Origin of the sequence: Nocardioides immobilis (assembly GCF_003515065.1) — a bacterium.
GTDB lineage: Bacteria > Actinomycetota > Actinomycetes > Propionibacteriales > Nocardioidaceae > Nocardioides > Nocardioides immobilis.
In genome coordinates this window covers 1-13593 of record NZ_QXGH01000026.1, presented here as the reverse complement: position 1 = coordinate 13593, position 13593 = coordinate 1, and the positions used below count along the sequence as shown (strand labels likewise).

The following is a 13593-nucleotide window of genomic DNA, read 5'->3' as shown; positions in this document are numbered from 1 at the left end:
GCAGAGTACGCCGATCCGGGGGTGCGGTTGCCAGCGATCCGGCCAGCGTCTCAGAACTTCAGGGTGCTACTGGTCGCCGCCGCCGAACATGATCTCGTCCCAGCTGGGCACCGAGGCCCGCCCGCGCTTCTTGGCGACCGGACGGCGATGCTTGGCCGCCTCGACGGCAGCCGCTTCAGCCGCCGCCGCTGCAGCGTCGGGACCGCGGTCCGCAGAGGTGTCGCGCAGGGGGTCGTCGTACGTCGGACGCAGCGCGGGCGCCTCGACCATCGCCTCGGCCGCCTCTCCGGAGACCATGTCGAGCGCGTCGTCGCCGAGGGGCAGCTCGTCGGGTGCGACCACGGCCAGCCGGCGCTGCCGCACCTGCTGGAGGTCGTCGAGCTGGGTCGCGGTCACCGCGTCGGCGACCAGGCCACCGACCAGCCAGCGGGCGTCGTCGTTGTCGGCCGTGACGTAGTTGCCGGGGGCGTCGAAGGTGAACCGCGCGACGCCCGAGCGCTGCTTGGTCTCGTAGGTGCCGGCGATCTCCCAGCGCCCGTCGTCGCGACGGAAGGCGTCCCAGGAGACGTCGTCGGCCTTGGCCTGCTGGGTGGAGAGATGGGAGCTGACCGCCTCGCCGAGGGCCCGGGTGCCGGATCCAGCGTCGCCGGCGGGGCGACGCAGGGAGGACTTCTGGGCCCGCGCCGCGACGTGCTCGCGCTCGCCCAGCACCGGACCGACGAACGGCATGATCGCCTCGACGGTGGTCTGCGCCGCCGCGGCCACAGCCTCGGGCGTCTCACCGGCTCGGATCCGGGTCTGGATCTCGCGGGGGCGGAGGGTGCTCGTCATCTGGATCTCCAACTGGCCGATGCGGGTGGTCTCACCGCGGAGCGCGGCACGCAGGGCAGGGGTGATCTCGAGGGTGAACTCCTCGCCCTGCCGACCCACCAGGAGCAGCCGACGGCCGTCGGCGCTGACTCCTGCGAGATCGAGGTGCGCCATGCTCCGTCCTTCCGGACCCGTGGGCCGGGCCCGCCGTGCTGTCGTGGGTGGATGTACTCCGGTGCGCCGAGACTACGCCCGCGCGCCCACCGGAATCGGGACCGCGCACGGCGTGCCGATAAGTCGATATCCGGGGGGTGGCCCGATCCGCTACGACTCGATGATCCGGCCGCGGACGTAGCGCCAGCTGCCGTCCTGGCGGCGGAACCTGCTCACCTCGTGGAGCACGCCCGGCTCGCCGCCGATCCGGTGGTGGGCCCGGAACTCCACGACCCCGTTGACGTCGTCCGGTCCGCCGGCCTCGGTCGCCACGATGTCCAGCCCGACCCAGCTGAGTCCGGGGTCGAAGTCGATCGTCGGTGGCCGGGTGGCCGGGTGCCAGGTCCGGAGGAGGTACGTCGCCTCGTGCAGCGCGAAGGCGCTGTAGCGCGACCGCATCAGCTCCTCGGCCGTCATCGCCTCGCGGGCACCGCGGTGCAGCGGTCCGCAGCAGTCGGCGTACGTCGACCCCGACGCGCAGGGACAGGTCCGTGGCTGGGGCACGGGCTACGCCAGGTTGCGCTGGACGTCGCCGACCTCGGCCTCGGACCGACCGGCGGCGGGCACCCGAGTGGCGAGGGCGGCGGTGAGGGCGAGCAGGCCGCCGCCGAAGGCGACGAGGTACGACGCCGACGCGCCGGCCTCCTCGATCACCAGGCCGGCGAGTGCCGCGCCGGGCGCCAGCCCGAGGGCGACCCCGGTCTGGAGCAGCATCATGCCCTCGCTCAGCCGGGTCGGCGGAAGCGCCCGCTCGGCGAGCGACATCGCGGCGATCAGCGTCGGCGAGATCGCCACACCGCCGACCAGCAGCACCAGTCCCATCACCGGGATCGAGGGCACCAGCGCCAGCGGTGCCGTCGCGACCGCCATGCCGAGCGCTCCCCACCGCAGCCGTCCCAGGGGGCCCTGCCGCCAGGTGATGGCGCCGGAGACCAGGCCGGCGAGGAGGCTTCCGAACGCCCACACCGCCAGCAGGAAGCCCGCGGCACCCTGCTGGCCCTCCTCCTCGGCGAACGCGACCGTCGTGACCTCGGCCGCGCCGAACAGCACGCCCAGCGCGAAGGTCAGCAGGGTCAGCGGTCCGATCGCGGGCCACGGCATGGCCGGGCGCTCGCCGCCGGAGGTCGTCGTCGGGTGCACCGGCGGCTCGGTCGAGCGGAGGCCGGCGAAAACATAGGTGCCGACGAGGCCGAACGCCATCGCGGCGCCGAGCCCGGCGTACGGGTGCACCGCCGTGGCGAGCATCGTCACGATGATCGGGCCGAGCAGGAAGACGGTCTCGTCGGCGACCGCCTCGAACGAGAACGCGGTGTGGAGGCCGGACGGGTTGTCCTTCAGCCGGTGGGCCCAGCGGGCCCGCACGCAGGTGCCGACCGAGGGCAGGGTCGCGCCGGCGACCGCGGCCAGGACGTACGTCGTCCAGACCGGCCAGTCGGCGCTGAGCGAAAGCATCGCGCCGGCCAGCGCGAGACCCCACAGCGTGATCGCCGCCGGCAGCACCCGGGCCTGTCCCAGTCGGTCGAGCAGGCGGCCCTGGACCACCGCGAAGCTTGCGTTGGCGACGAGCGCGACCGCGGAGACCGCGCCGGCGAAGGCGTAGGAACCGGTCTCGTGCTCGGCCAGCAGGACGATGCCGAGACCCACCATCGAGATGGGCAGCCGGGCGACCAGACCGGTGAGGCTGAAGAGCGCGGTGGTCGGCGTGAAGATCCGGCGGTAGGGGGCGAGAGCAGACGCGAACATGACGCCCTGATGCTCCTCCCTACGATGGTCGAGTGACGAATCCCCAACCTTCGGCCCTGACAGCGCAGTCGTACGACGCATTGTTGTTGCTGAGCTTCGGCGGGCCCGAGGGGCCGGAGGACGTCGTACCGTTCCTCGAGAACGTGACCCGCGGCCGCGGCATTCCGCGGGAGCGGCTGGCCGAGGTGGGGCAGCACTACTTCCTTTTCGGCGGGAAGTCGCCGATCAACGACCAGAACCAGGCGCTCATCGCCGCGCTCGAGACGGACCTCGCGGCTGCCGGGATCGACCTGCCGGTCTACTGGGGCAACCGCAACTGGGCGCCGTACCTCGTCGACACGGTGCGGCAGATGGCGGCCGACGGCCGGCGCCGGGTCGCGTGCATCGCGACCAGCGCGTACTCCTCGTGGTCGAGCTGTCGTCAGTACCTCGACAACATCGAGGCCGCCGTGGCCGAGGTGCCCGGCGCTCCGCAGATCGACAAGGTCCGGTGGTTCGCCTTCCACCCGGGGTTCGTCGCCGCGGTCGTCGACCGCACGGTGGAGGCGATCGAGGAGCTGCCGGCAGAGCTGCGGGACGATGCCCGGCTGTTGTTCGTCACCCACTCCATCCCGACCGCGATGAACGACGAGAGCGGTCCGGACGGAGGCGCCTACCTCGCCCAGCACCTCGAGGTCGCGGCCGTCGTCGCCGAGTGGGTGGCGCTGGCGACCGGGCGTGATCGCGCGCACGAGCTGGTCTTCTGCTCCCGCAGCGGCTCGCCGCACACGCCCTGGCTGGAGCCCGACGTCAACGACCGGCTCGAGGAGCTGGCGGCCGACGGGGTCGGGGCGGTCGTGCTGATCCCGGTGGGGTTCGTGTCCGACCACATGGAGGTGGTCTACGACCTCGACACCGAGGCCATGGCCACGGCCGCGAAGGTGGGCATCGAGGCTCGCCGGGCCGGCACCGCGGGCGTCGACCCGCGGTTCGTGGCGGCCCTGCGCGAGCTGGCGCTGACCAGGCCGATCGAGGCCTGCCCCGCGCACTGCTGCCTGCCGCGGACGAAGGCATGAGCGTCCTTCCGCAGGAGCTCGGCGACCTGGCGATGCGGGTCGCGCGGGAGGCGGCCACCCTGATCCGGGAGTACGGCGCCCGCGGGGTCGACGTCGCGGCCACCAAGTCCAGCGACGTCGACATCGTCACCCTGGCCGACCGGGCGGCCGAGGACCTGATCCGGGACCGGCTGCTGACGGCGCGTCCCGACGACTCGGTGCTCGGCGAGGAGGGCGACGACGTGGTCGGCTCCACCGGCGTGCGCTGGATCGTCGACCCCATCGACGGGACGGTGAACTTCCTCTACGGCCTGCAGGAGTTCGCGGTGTCCATCGCGGCCGAGGTCGACGGGGAGGTCGTCGCCGGCGTCGTGCTCGACGCGGCCAACGACCGCGCCTACCAGGGCTACGTCGATCCCGCGCTGCCCGGCGGCGGCTCGGCGACCCGCGACGGCACGCCGCTCGCGGTCCGCGGCCCGGCCCCGGTCGCGCAGCGGCTGATCGCCACCGGGTTCTCCTACAGCGCCGAGAAACGCGCTGTCCAGGCCGCCGCCACGGCCCGGATGCTCCCGCTGGTGCGCGACATCCGGCGGCACGGCTCCTGTGCCCTGGAGCTCTGCCACGTGGCGGAGGGAGCGCTCGACGGCTACGTCGAGGAGGGGGTGAACCTCTGGGACTTCGCCGCCGGTGGACTGGTCGCGCGACTGGCCGGAGCACGCCTCGTCGTACTCCCCGGCGCAGGCGGGACGGACCTGGTGGTGTGTGGTCCGGATCACGGCTTCGACGAGCTCGTCGACCTCGCGCGAAGGTCAGGTTTTACCGGGGAATAGCCTGCGTCCTCGCACTGTTCCGAAGACTCGCCCACCCCGAGGTATCGCTGGGCACCGGGATGGTGCACAATCTGCCGCGCCGATCAGTACTTCGCCGGTCCGGGGCGGGGAGGACCGATCGACGGCGACCGAAGGGAGTGAGCGTCATGGCGACCGATTACGACGCACCGCGCAAGAACGAGGACGAGCAGTCCGAGGAGAGCATCGAAGAGCTCAAGGCGCGCCGCCACGACAAGAACTCCGGCAAGGTGGACGAGGACGAGGCCGAGGCCGCCGAGTCGTTCGAACTGCCCGGTGCTGACCTGTCGCACGAGGAGCTGGCGGTCGAGGTGAAGCCCAAGCAGGAGGACGAGTTCACCTGCATGAGCTGCTTCCTGGTGCACCACCGTTCGCAGCTCGCGGACGCCAAGAAGATGATCTGCCGCGACTGCGCCTGACGACTACTGGCCGTCCTTGCGGAGCGGCGGCGGAAGCGTGCCGGTCGACTTGACGTAGTAGCCGGCGGCCCGCCGCTGGGCGTACATCTTGGCCAGCGCCACGGCTGCACCGGTCGTCGCGGCCCACGCGACGGCCTCCCAGATGTCGACGTCGGGGTCGGCGGGGTTCTCCGGCGGCTTCTTGCCGGTGCTGATCTGCCAGGACTTGTCGATCGCCTTGCGCGCTGCTGCGGCTCCACCGAGCGCCGCCGCCAGCGAGAACATCGACCACAACTTGGAACCGTCGCCCTTAGCCATGGGGCGACCCTATCGAGTCGATGCTCCGCGTAGCCCTACCTGGTCCGGGGCAGCGCGGTCAGCGCGTCCGCCAACGCCTCGGGGTGGCGCGAGCTGACCAGCCAGTACGGCGTGGGGTCGGCCGGGTCGACGATCTCGACCTTGACCGCCCGGTGGAGGTAGGGCCGGAGCAGCAGGTAGGCCCGGACGTCGGCGTCGCGGCCCGCGACCAGGCGGGTCTGCTCGACATCCAGCGCCGCGACCTCGCCGACGTGCTCGGCCTCGATCCGCGCCCGGCCGGCCTGGAACCAGCCGTCGCGCACGATCACCCGGGCGTCGCCGTACCAGAAGAGCGCGAGCGCCAGCAGCACCAGCGCGACCGCCGTCACGACCCAGGCCGTCGGCCCGGGGACGGCGACGACCACCGTCAGCCACAAGGTGGCGACGAGCATCGTGCCCTGCGCCCACCAGCGCAGGGGTACGGCGAGGCGCTCGTCGTAATCCGGGCCGCTGGTCACGGGGAGAAGGATCCCATCTGGGGGACGGACGGTCCTCTATAGGGTCTGTCCGTGCCTGTTGACGACCACGACCTGGAGATCCCGGTCTCCCTCCTCGATCCCGACCTGCCGCTGCCCGGCTACGCCCACCCGGGCGACGCCGGCGCCGACCTGGTCACGACCGTCGACGTCGTGCTCACGCCCGGCGAGCGGATGCTCGTGCCGACCGGGATCGCGATCGCCCTTCCGGACGGCTACGTTGCCCTCGTCCATCCGCGCAGCGGCCTCGCCGCCCGGCACGGGCTCTCGATCGTGAACACGCCGGGCACCATCGACGCGGGCTACCGCGGCGAGATCAAGGTGCTCCTCATCAACCACGACCCGGTCGAGCCGATCGTGCTCAGCCGTGGAGACCGGATCGCGCAGCTGGTCGTCCAGCGCTTCGAGCGCGCCCGGTTCGTCGCAGTTGAGGACCTTCCCGAGAGCGTCCGTGGCACCGGCGGCTACGGTTCTACTGGAGGCTTCGGCCCCCCGGATCAGCAGGTGAAGGAGAGCAGCCAGTGAGGTTCCGTCGCAAGCCCGACGCGAACGATCCCGACGCAACACCCGAGGTGGCGGTCGACGAGGTCGTGGGCGACTCTGTCGACCCGCAGTCCGAGGCAGCCGCGGAGGCGGAGGCAGGCCCCTACGACGCCGACGAGCTCCCCGACGACGGCGTGACCCGGATCGACCTCGGTGCGCTCCTCGTCGCTCCGGTCGAGGGCCGTGACCTTCGGGTCCAGATCGATGAGAAGTCCGGCACCGTCCGGTCCGTCGTGCTCGCCGGCAAGGACGGCGCGGTCGAGCTGCGTGCGTACGCCGCCCCGCGCAACGGCGACCTGTGGAGCGAGGTGCGGCCGCAGATCGCGGCGGACGCGGCCCGCCGCGGCGGCACCGCGACCGAGCAGGACGGGCCGTTCGGCACCGAGCTGTTCTGCGAGGTGCAGGTCAAGACCGCCGACGGCAAGGTCGGCAACCAGACCTCGCGCGTCGTCGGCTTCAACGGGCCGCGATGGCTGCTGCGGGCGACGTTCCTCGGGAAGCCTGCGCGCGACCCGGAGGCGCTCGTCGAGTGGCACCGCGCGGTGACCTCCGTCGCCGTACGCCGCGGTGCGCAGGCGATGCCCGTGGGGGAGCAGCTGCCGCTCACGCTCCCCGAGGAGATCCGCCAGGCACAGGCCGAGCAGCAGGAGGCCGCGGCCGCCGCTGCCGCGCAGGAAGCCCCACCGGGAGCCTGAGCCCCGTGGCCACCAAGAGCCGGATCCGGCGCACGATCAGTCGGTGGGCGAGTCCTGCCGAGGCTGAGGCGCGCGACCTCAGGAAGACCTTCGCGGGCAGCGACGTCGTGGCGATCGCGGACGCGCCGAGCCGGACACCGGTCAAGCTGCGCGGCACGGTGCGCACGGTGACGCTCCGGCCCCGCGGGGGCGTGCCGGCCCTCGAGGCCGAGCTGTACGACGGCACGGCCACCCTCACCCTGATCTGGCTCGGTCGCCGGCGGATCGCCGGCATCGGCCCCGGCCGCGCGATCGAGGTGTCGGGACGGATCGGCGAGCACGACGGCGAGCGGATCCTCTACAACCCGCGGTACGAGCTCCTGTGAACGCGGAGGACCACCAGGTGGCGGCACCGGAGGACGAGGACCACTCGCTCACGACCGAGGCGGCCAAGAAGATCGGCGTCGACACCGTCGAGGCGCTGGTGCGGCACCAGCTCGCCTCCTCCCTCGGCGGCAAGCGCGGCATGCTCGAGGCGGCCATCCCCGGGGTGGTGTTCAGCGCGGTCTGGCTGCCGACGAAGGAGCTCCAGATCGCGTTGATCGCGAGCCTGGCGGTGGCGGGGCTCGCCCTCGTCGTACGGCTGGTGCAGCGCAGCTCGACGCAGTACGTCTTCAACGCGATCTTCGGGATCGGCATCGGGTGGGTGTTCGTCCGACTGGCCGAGTCGTCGGGCGGGTCGGAGTCCGACCAGGCGCTGGCGTTCTTCCTCCCGGGCATCTTGCTGAGCCTTGGCTACACCATCGTGTTCGGCGCCTCCTGCCTGGCGGGGTGGCCGGTGCTCGGGTTCATGCTCGGCGCCGCGACCGAGGACCCCATCGGCTGGCACAAGAACCCACAGGTGGTGAAGCTCTGCAGCCGGCTCACCTGGGTGATGCTGATCCCGGGTGCGATCGGTGTCCTCGGGCAGGGCCCGGTGTGGCTCCTCGGCCACTACGACAGGATCGATCCGGACGTCGCGGTGGTGACCATCCTGGTGCTCCGCACCGGTCTCGGCTGGGCGCTGCGGATCGGGTCGTGGGCGCTGATGATCTGGCTGCTCGCCCGCAATGCGACGCCGATCGAGGCCGAGGCCGAGGCCGAGTCGGCCTGAGTCCTACCCCGGGTGGTTGGTGGGCGCCAGCAGGCGCTCGAGGGCGTCCTCGGCCTCGGCCGGTACGACGAACAGCAGCTCGTCGCCTGCCTCCACCGGCTGCTCGGGGGTCGGCACGTAGACCTGGCTGTCGCGGAGGATGGTGACCAGCGCGCAGTTCTCGGGGAGCGGGATCAGGCCGGAGGCCTTGCCGACGTACGGCGAGTCCGCGGGCAGGGTCATCTCGACCAGGTTGGCGTTGCCCTGGCGGAACGTGAACAGCCGCACCAGGTCGCCGACGGTGACCGCCTCCTCGACCAGCGCGGACATGATCCGCGGGGTCGACACGTTGACGTCGACCCCCCACGCCTCGGTGAAGAGCCACTCGTTGTTGGGGTGGTTGACCCGGCCGACGGTGCGCGGCACCCCGAACTCGGTCTTGGCGAGGAGCGCGGTGACCAGGTTGGCCTTGTCGTCACCGGTCGCGGCGATCACGACGTCGCACTTGTCGAGCCGCGCCTCCTCGAGCGACGACAGCTCGCAGCTGTCGGCGAGGAGCCACTCCGCGTCCGGGACCCGCTCGGGGTGGATGGAGCTGGGGGACTTGTCGATGAGCAGCACCTCGTGGCCGTTCTCGATCAGCTCGACGGCGATCGACCGTCCGACGGCGCCGGCACCCGCAATGGCGACACGCATGGCAGTCCCTCCTCAGTCCCCGTGCTCGGGTCCGGCATCGAGCATGTCGTAGGCGTGCGCGGCGTGCTCCTCGCGGACGACGACGTGCAGCAGGTCGCCCTCCTGGACGACGCTGTCGCGGGTCGGCAGCATGCCCTCGCCGAGGCGGTCGATCCAGGCCACGCGGGCCCGGGCCTGCTCCTGGAACGAGCCGACGGTGGAGCCCACCCACTTCTCGGGCACCATCATGTGGTCCATCCGGACGGTGCCGGACGGGTCCCGGAAGTCGGGCTCGGCGCCCGCGGGCAGGAGCCGGCGCAGCACCTGGTCGGCGGTCCACTTCACGGTGGCCACCGTGGTGATGCCGAGCCGCTGGTAGACCTCGGCGCGCCCCGGGTCGTAGATCCGGGCCACGACCTGCTGGATGCCGAACGTCTCGCGCGCCACTCGTGCCGCGATGATGTTGGAGTTGTCGCCGCTCGACACTGCGGCGAACGCGTCGGCCCGCCGGATCCCGGCCTTCTCCAGCACCTGCTGGTCGAAGCCCATGCCGGCGACCTTGTCGCCGTTGAAGCCGGGCCCGAGCCTGCGGAACGCGTCCGGCTCGCTGTCGATGACGGCCACCGTGTGGTTGCGGTCCTCGAGGCTGCGGGCGAGCGTCGACCCGACGCGGCCACAGCCCATGATCACGACGTGCACAGTGGAACGCTATAGCAGCGATCCGAGCTGTGGGGCACGGCACAGGCGTCGCGAGCGAGTTGATGCCCTAACGTTGTCGCCCGTGGGTGTCGGCGACGTCTCTAAGCGGATCCTGCTGGGACGCAAGCTTCGGAGCGCGCAGCTCGGCGAGACGCTGCTACCCAAGCGGATCGCGCTCCCGGTGTTCGCGAGCGACGCCTTGTCGTCGGTGGCCTACGCCCCGGACGAGGTCTTCATCATGCTGGCCATCGCGGGCGCGTCGGCGTACGTCTGGTCGTGGAAGATCGCGATCGCTGTCGCGCTGGTGATGGCGGCGGTGATCGCGTCGTACCGGCAGACCGTGCACGCCTATCCGTCCGGCGGCGGCGACTACGAGGTCGCCACCGTCAACCTCGGCCGTACGGCGGGCACCACGGTCGCGAGCGCACTGCTCATCGACTACGTGCTCACCGTGGCGGTGTCGATCTCGTCGGGCGCGCAGTACGCCGCCGCGGCGATCCCGGCGTTCCTCGACCACGAGGTGATCGTCGCGGTCGTGATGGTGGTCCTGCTGACCGCGATGAACCTGCGGGGCATCCGCGAGTCCGGCTCGTTCTTCGCGGTCCCGACCTACCTGTTCATGTTCGCGATCCTCGGCATGTGCCTCTACGCGTTCATCCAGATGGCCACCGGGACGCTGCCGGACGTCGAGAGTGCGAGCCTCGAGATCGCGGCCGACGAGGGCTGGGAGCAGCCGCTGACCACGATCGGCCTGCTCTTCCTGCTGGCGCGGGCGTTCTCGTCCGGCTGTGCCGCGCTCACCGGCGTCGAGGCGATCTCCAACGGGGTGCCGGCGTTCCAGCGGCCGAAGAGCAAGAACGCCGCGACCACGCTGCTGCTGCTCGGCATGATCGCGATCACGATGATGGTGAGCGTCATCGTGCTGGCCAGGCAGATGGGCCTGAAGTACGTCGACCCGCACGACATCCACAAGCTCACCCGCAACGGCGAGGCGCTGCCGGAGGACTACGACCAGCACACGGTGATCGCCCAGATCGCCCGCGCGGTCTTCATCGACTTCAGCCCCGGCTTCTACTTCGTCGTCACCGTCACCGGCGTGATCCTCGTGCTCGCCGCCAACACCGCTTTCAACGGGTTCCCCGTGCTTGGCTCGATCCTCGCCAAGGACGGCTATGCGCCGCGGGCACTCGGCTCCCGGGGTGACCGGCTCGCCTACAGCAACGGCATCGTGTTCCTCGCGGTATTGGCGATCGCGTTCATCGTGGCTTTCGGCGCGGAGACCACGAAGCTGATCCAGCTCTACATCGTCGGCGTCTTCGTGTCCTTCAACCTGAGCCAGCTCGGCATGATCCGGCACTGGACCCGGGCGCTGGCGAGCGAGCGGGACCCCGCCGAACGGCGCCGGATGTTCAACGCGCGGGCGATCAACGCGATCGGCCTCACCTTCACCGCGGTCGTGCTCGTCGTCGTACTGATCACGAAGTTCCTCGCCGGTGCGTGGATCACCATCCTGGCGATGGGCTTCTTCTTCGTGGTCATGCGCGGGATCAAGGGGCACTACAACTCCGTCGAGATCGAGCTCGCCGCCGACGAGACCGACAAGGCCCTGCCCACCCGCGTCCACGCGCTGGTGCTGGTCTCCAAGCTGCACAAGCCGACCCTGCGTGCGCTGGCCTTTGCCAAGGCGACCCGGCCGAACTCGCTGGAAGGCGTCTACGTCTCGGTCGACAACGCCGAGACGGCGCGGCTGATGGAGGAGTGGGACGAGCGCAACCTGGGCGTCCCGCTCAAGGTCCTGCACTCGCCGTACCGCGAGGTCGTCAAGCCGATCGTCGAGTACGCCTCCGCCATCCGCGGCGCCAACCCGCGATCGGTCGTCGCCGTCTACATCCCGGAGTACGTCGTCGGCCGCTGGTGGGAGCAGCTGCTCCACAACCAGACCGCGCTGCGGCTCAAGGGGCGACTGCTGTTCACGCCCGGCGTGATGGTCACCTCCGTGCCCTACCAGCTCCGCTCCTCGCAGCTCGCCCGCGAGCGGGAGGAGCGCGAGGAGGCCCGGGTCCGGCCCGGTGACCTGCGCCGCGGCCGCACCGAGGACAAGGACCGTCAGGTCCAGTGAGCCCGCCACGCCGCCCGCGGGCCCGGCAGCAGCGGGGGCGGTCCCACGTCGGCGAGCGGTTCGAGGCGGAGGTGGGGCCGGTCGCCCACGGCGGCCACTGCGTGGCGCGGGTCCCGACTGGCTCGGCCGGCGACGAGACCCGCGTCGTCTTCGTGCGGCACGCGCTGCCAGGGGAGCGGGTCGTCGTCGAGATCACCGAGGGCACCGAGGGTGACCGGTTCTGGCGCGGCGACGCGGTCGAGATCGTCTCCCCGTCGCCCGACCGGGTGGCTCCGCCGTGCCCGTACGCCGGGCCGGGGCTGTGCGGCGGCTGCGACTTCCAGCACGTGTCCCTGGCCGCGCAGCGCGGGCTGAAGGCCGAGGTCGTGCGCGAGCAGCTGCGCCGGCTGGCCCGGCTGGACGTCGAGGTCACGGTCGAGCCGGTGCCCGGGGACCAGGAGGGGCTGGGGTGGCGGACCCGACAGCGCTACGTCACGCTGCCGGACGGCGGACGCGGGATGCGCAAGCACCGCTCGCACGAGGTGGTGCCCGTGGACGAGTGCCTGCTGGAGTCCGCGGTGGGCCCGTCCTACGAGGTGCGGGGCACGTCGTTCGCGGTCGCCGACGGGGGCTTCTGGCAGGTCCACCCCGGCGCGCCGGAGGCGCTGGTGGGCGCCGTGCTCGAGGCGCTCGCGCCGCGACCGGGAGAGGCGGCGCTCGACCTCTACGCGGGGGTCGGCCTCTTCAGCCGGTTCCTGCTCGACGCCGTCGGCGCCGGGCATGCGGGCGGCCGGGTCTGCGCGGTCGAGGGGGACGCGGCCGCCGTACGACTGGCGCGGCGCAACTGCCCTGGCCTCCGGGCGACCGCCGGCGACGTCGGTGCCGTGCTGGCGACGGAGTACGACGAGCCGTTCGACCTGGTCGTGCTCGACCCGCCCCGCGTCGGCGCCAAGCGGAAGGTCGTCGAGCAGGTGGTCGACCGGCGCCCGCGGGCCGTCGCGTACGTCGCCTGCGACCCCGCCGCGCTCGCCCGGGACGTCGCGATCTTCGGCGAGCACGGCTACCGGCTGGTGAGCCTGCGGGCGTTCGACCTGTTCCCGATGACGCACCACGTCGAGTGCGTCGCGCTCCTGGAGAAAACCGGGTCTGACCTGCGGTGATGCGAGTCGCGATGACGCGGCTGGCCTCCGCCAATCCGACTGGTGGCGCCTGATGGCTCGCTTTAGGCTCGCTTTGCGCACAGAGCTCCCGACTTCGCGTTGGGATCCCGCGCGCGTGGCGAGTCGTGAGAGCGCGCAGAATCGCCTATACGCGGGCGCGGAGCGTCGGTGGCCTCCGGGGCCAGTTGTGATCCACGAGGCCGGTCAGCGCGGTTTCTCTCGGAGGCAGCGGGTCCGCGTCGGCTAGGTACCGGACTCAAGCATCTCTGCCGGAGGGCATGCCAGGTCTTTCCCGGGCCTCTTGAGAGTTGGAAAGCCATTTCCCTGCGCCCCGACTCGGTCGTGGATACCTTGCACGGACACCTCGGGGTGGCTGCTTGCTGTTGCTCGCCTACACCGGAGTCTGGTTCGGCGAAGGTGACGGTCCAGGCCAGGTCCCGGACCTGGTTGGTGACCATCGCATCGTTGATCGTCCGGTCCGCGACCCGACGGGTGGCTCGTGCCCGGTCGCGGTAGGTCCGGGCGGCGATGTCCGTGGCCATGAAAAAGTCCCCACTGGTGGCCAAGTCGAGGTCCCCACTGGTGGCCAGATAGAAGTCCCCACCCTTCGCGTCGTGTCGTAACCGACGGAGGGCCCTGCGTGGTGACGGTGGCGGTGCCAACCAGACCATCGAGCACCACGCAGGGGCTTCCATTGAAGAACGCGAAGGAACGAATGGACGTGATTGCCGCC

The 13593-nt window shown here is 71.5% G+C and carries 16 protein-coding genes; 9 read left to right on the top strand and 7 right to left on the bottom strand.

What is annotated here, in order from left to right:
- Positions 1-66: 66 nt before the first annotated feature.
- From sepH to D0Z08_RS20590, 3 genes are all read right to left on the bottom strand, one after another.
- A complete protein-coding gene (gene sepH, locus D0Z08_RS20600; protein ID WP_118927153.1) occupies positions 67-984 on the bottom strand; it encodes a septation protein SepH in 918 nt (305 codons plus the stop codon).
- Positions 985-1134: 150 nt separating this feature from the next.
- Positions 1135-1527 carry a YchJ family protein gene (locus D0Z08_RS20595; RefSeq protein ID WP_118927152.1) on the bottom strand — a complete coding sequence of 131 codons (393 nt, stop codon included), beginning with the start codon at positions 1525-1527 and terminating at the stop codon, positions 1135-1137.
- A gap of 3 nt (positions 1528-1530) precedes the next feature.
- Complete coding sequence (locus D0Z08_RS20590) at positions 1531-2766, bottom strand: MFS transporter (RefSeq protein ID WP_182481409.1); 1236 nt, start codon at positions 2764-2766, stop codon at positions 1531-1533.
- Between the two features lie 32 nt (positions 2767-2798).
- Here D0Z08_RS20590 and D0Z08_RS20585 point away from each other — a divergent pair, with 32 nt between their 5' ends.
- From D0Z08_RS20585 to D0Z08_RS20575, 3 genes are all read left to right on the top strand, one after another.
- Entirely contained in the window at positions 2799-3821 is a 1023-nt protein-coding gene (locus tag D0Z08_RS20585) for a ferrochelatase (protein ID WP_245994220.1), read from the top strand.
- Entirely contained in the window at positions 3818-4630 is an 813-nt protein-coding gene (locus D0Z08_RS20580) for an inositol monophosphatase family protein (RefSeq protein WP_118927150.1), read from the top strand. The genes D0Z08_RS20585 and D0Z08_RS20580 overlap by 4 nt, the downstream gene beginning before the upstream one ends.
- Before the next feature lie 146 nt (positions 4631-4776).
- Positions 4777-5067, top strand: a complete 291-nt coding sequence (locus tag D0Z08_RS20575; protein ID WP_118927149.1) for a DUF4193 domain-containing protein — start codon at positions 4777-4779, stop codon at positions 5065-5067.
- 3 nt (positions 5068-5070) lie between these two features.
- Here the strand turns inward: D0Z08_RS20575 and D0Z08_RS20570 are convergent, their stop codons facing one another.
- Positions 5071-5364: a DUF4235 domain-containing protein gene (locus D0Z08_RS20570; RefSeq protein ID WP_118927148.1), complete on the bottom strand. Its 294-nt coding sequence runs from the start codon at positions 5362-5364 to the stop codon at positions 5071-5073.
- A gap of 35 nt (positions 5365-5399) precedes the next feature.
- Entirely contained in the window at positions 5400-5861 is a 462-nt protein-coding gene (locus tag D0Z08_RS20565; RefSeq protein ID WP_118927147.1) for a DUF3093 domain-containing protein, read from the bottom strand.
- Between the two features lie 51 nt (positions 5862-5912).
- Here D0Z08_RS20565 and dut point away from each other — a divergent pair, with 51 nt between their 5' ends.
- Genes dut through D0Z08_RS20545 form a run of 4 tightly spaced genes read left to right on the top strand, consistent with a single transcriptional unit; the run spans position 5913 to position 8249 of the window.
- Positions 5913-6404 (top strand): dUTP diphosphatase, encoded by a 492-nt coding sequence (dut, locus tag D0Z08_RS20560; protein ID WP_118927146.1) that lies wholly within the window; start codon positions 5913-5915, stop codon positions 6402-6404.
- On the top strand, positions 6401-7117 hold the full coding sequence (locus D0Z08_RS20555; RefSeq protein ID WP_118927145.1) for a DUF3710 domain-containing protein: 717 nt from the start codon (positions 6401-6403) through the stop codon (positions 7115-7117). The genes dut and D0Z08_RS20555 overlap by 4 nt, the downstream gene beginning before the upstream one ends.
- A gap of 5 nt (positions 7118-7122) precedes the next feature.
- Entirely contained in the window at positions 7123-7482 is a 360-nt protein-coding gene (locus D0Z08_RS20550) for an OB-fold nucleic acid binding domain-containing protein (protein ID WP_118927144.1), read from the top strand.
- A complete protein-coding gene (locus D0Z08_RS20545; protein ID WP_245994218.1) occupies positions 7479-8249 on the top strand; it encodes a DUF3159 domain-containing protein in 771 nt (256 codons plus the stop codon). Before D0Z08_RS20550 ends, D0Z08_RS20545 begins: the two co-directional genes overlap by 4 nt.
- Before the next feature lie 3 nt (positions 8250-8252).
- Here the strand turns inward: D0Z08_RS20545 and D0Z08_RS20540 are convergent, their stop codons facing one another.
- On the bottom strand, positions 8253-8924 hold the full coding sequence (locus D0Z08_RS20540; protein ID WP_118927143.1) for a potassium channel family protein: 672 nt from the start codon (positions 8922-8924) through the stop codon (positions 8253-8255).
- A gap of 12 nt (positions 8925-8936) precedes the next feature.
- A complete protein-coding gene (locus D0Z08_RS20535) occupies positions 8937-9587 on the bottom strand; it encodes a potassium channel family protein (protein ID WP_425454069.1) in 651 nt (216 codons plus the stop codon).
- Between the two features lie 97 nt (positions 9588-9684).
- Here D0Z08_RS20535 and D0Z08_RS20530 point away from each other — a divergent pair, with 97 nt between their 5' ends.
- Both D0Z08_RS20530 and D0Z08_RS20525 read left to right on the top strand, forming a co-directional pair.
- On the top strand, positions 9685-11721 hold the full coding sequence (locus D0Z08_RS20530; protein ID WP_245994216.1) for an APC family permease: 2037 nt from the start codon (positions 9685-9687) through the stop codon (positions 11719-11721).
- Positions 11718-12860, top strand: a complete 1143-nt coding sequence (locus D0Z08_RS20525) for a class I SAM-dependent RNA methyltransferase (protein WP_118927140.1) — start codon at positions 11718-11720, stop codon at positions 12858-12860. The genes D0Z08_RS20530 and D0Z08_RS20525 overlap by 4 nt, the downstream gene beginning before the upstream one ends.
- Positions 12861-13593: the final 733 nt, after the last annotated feature.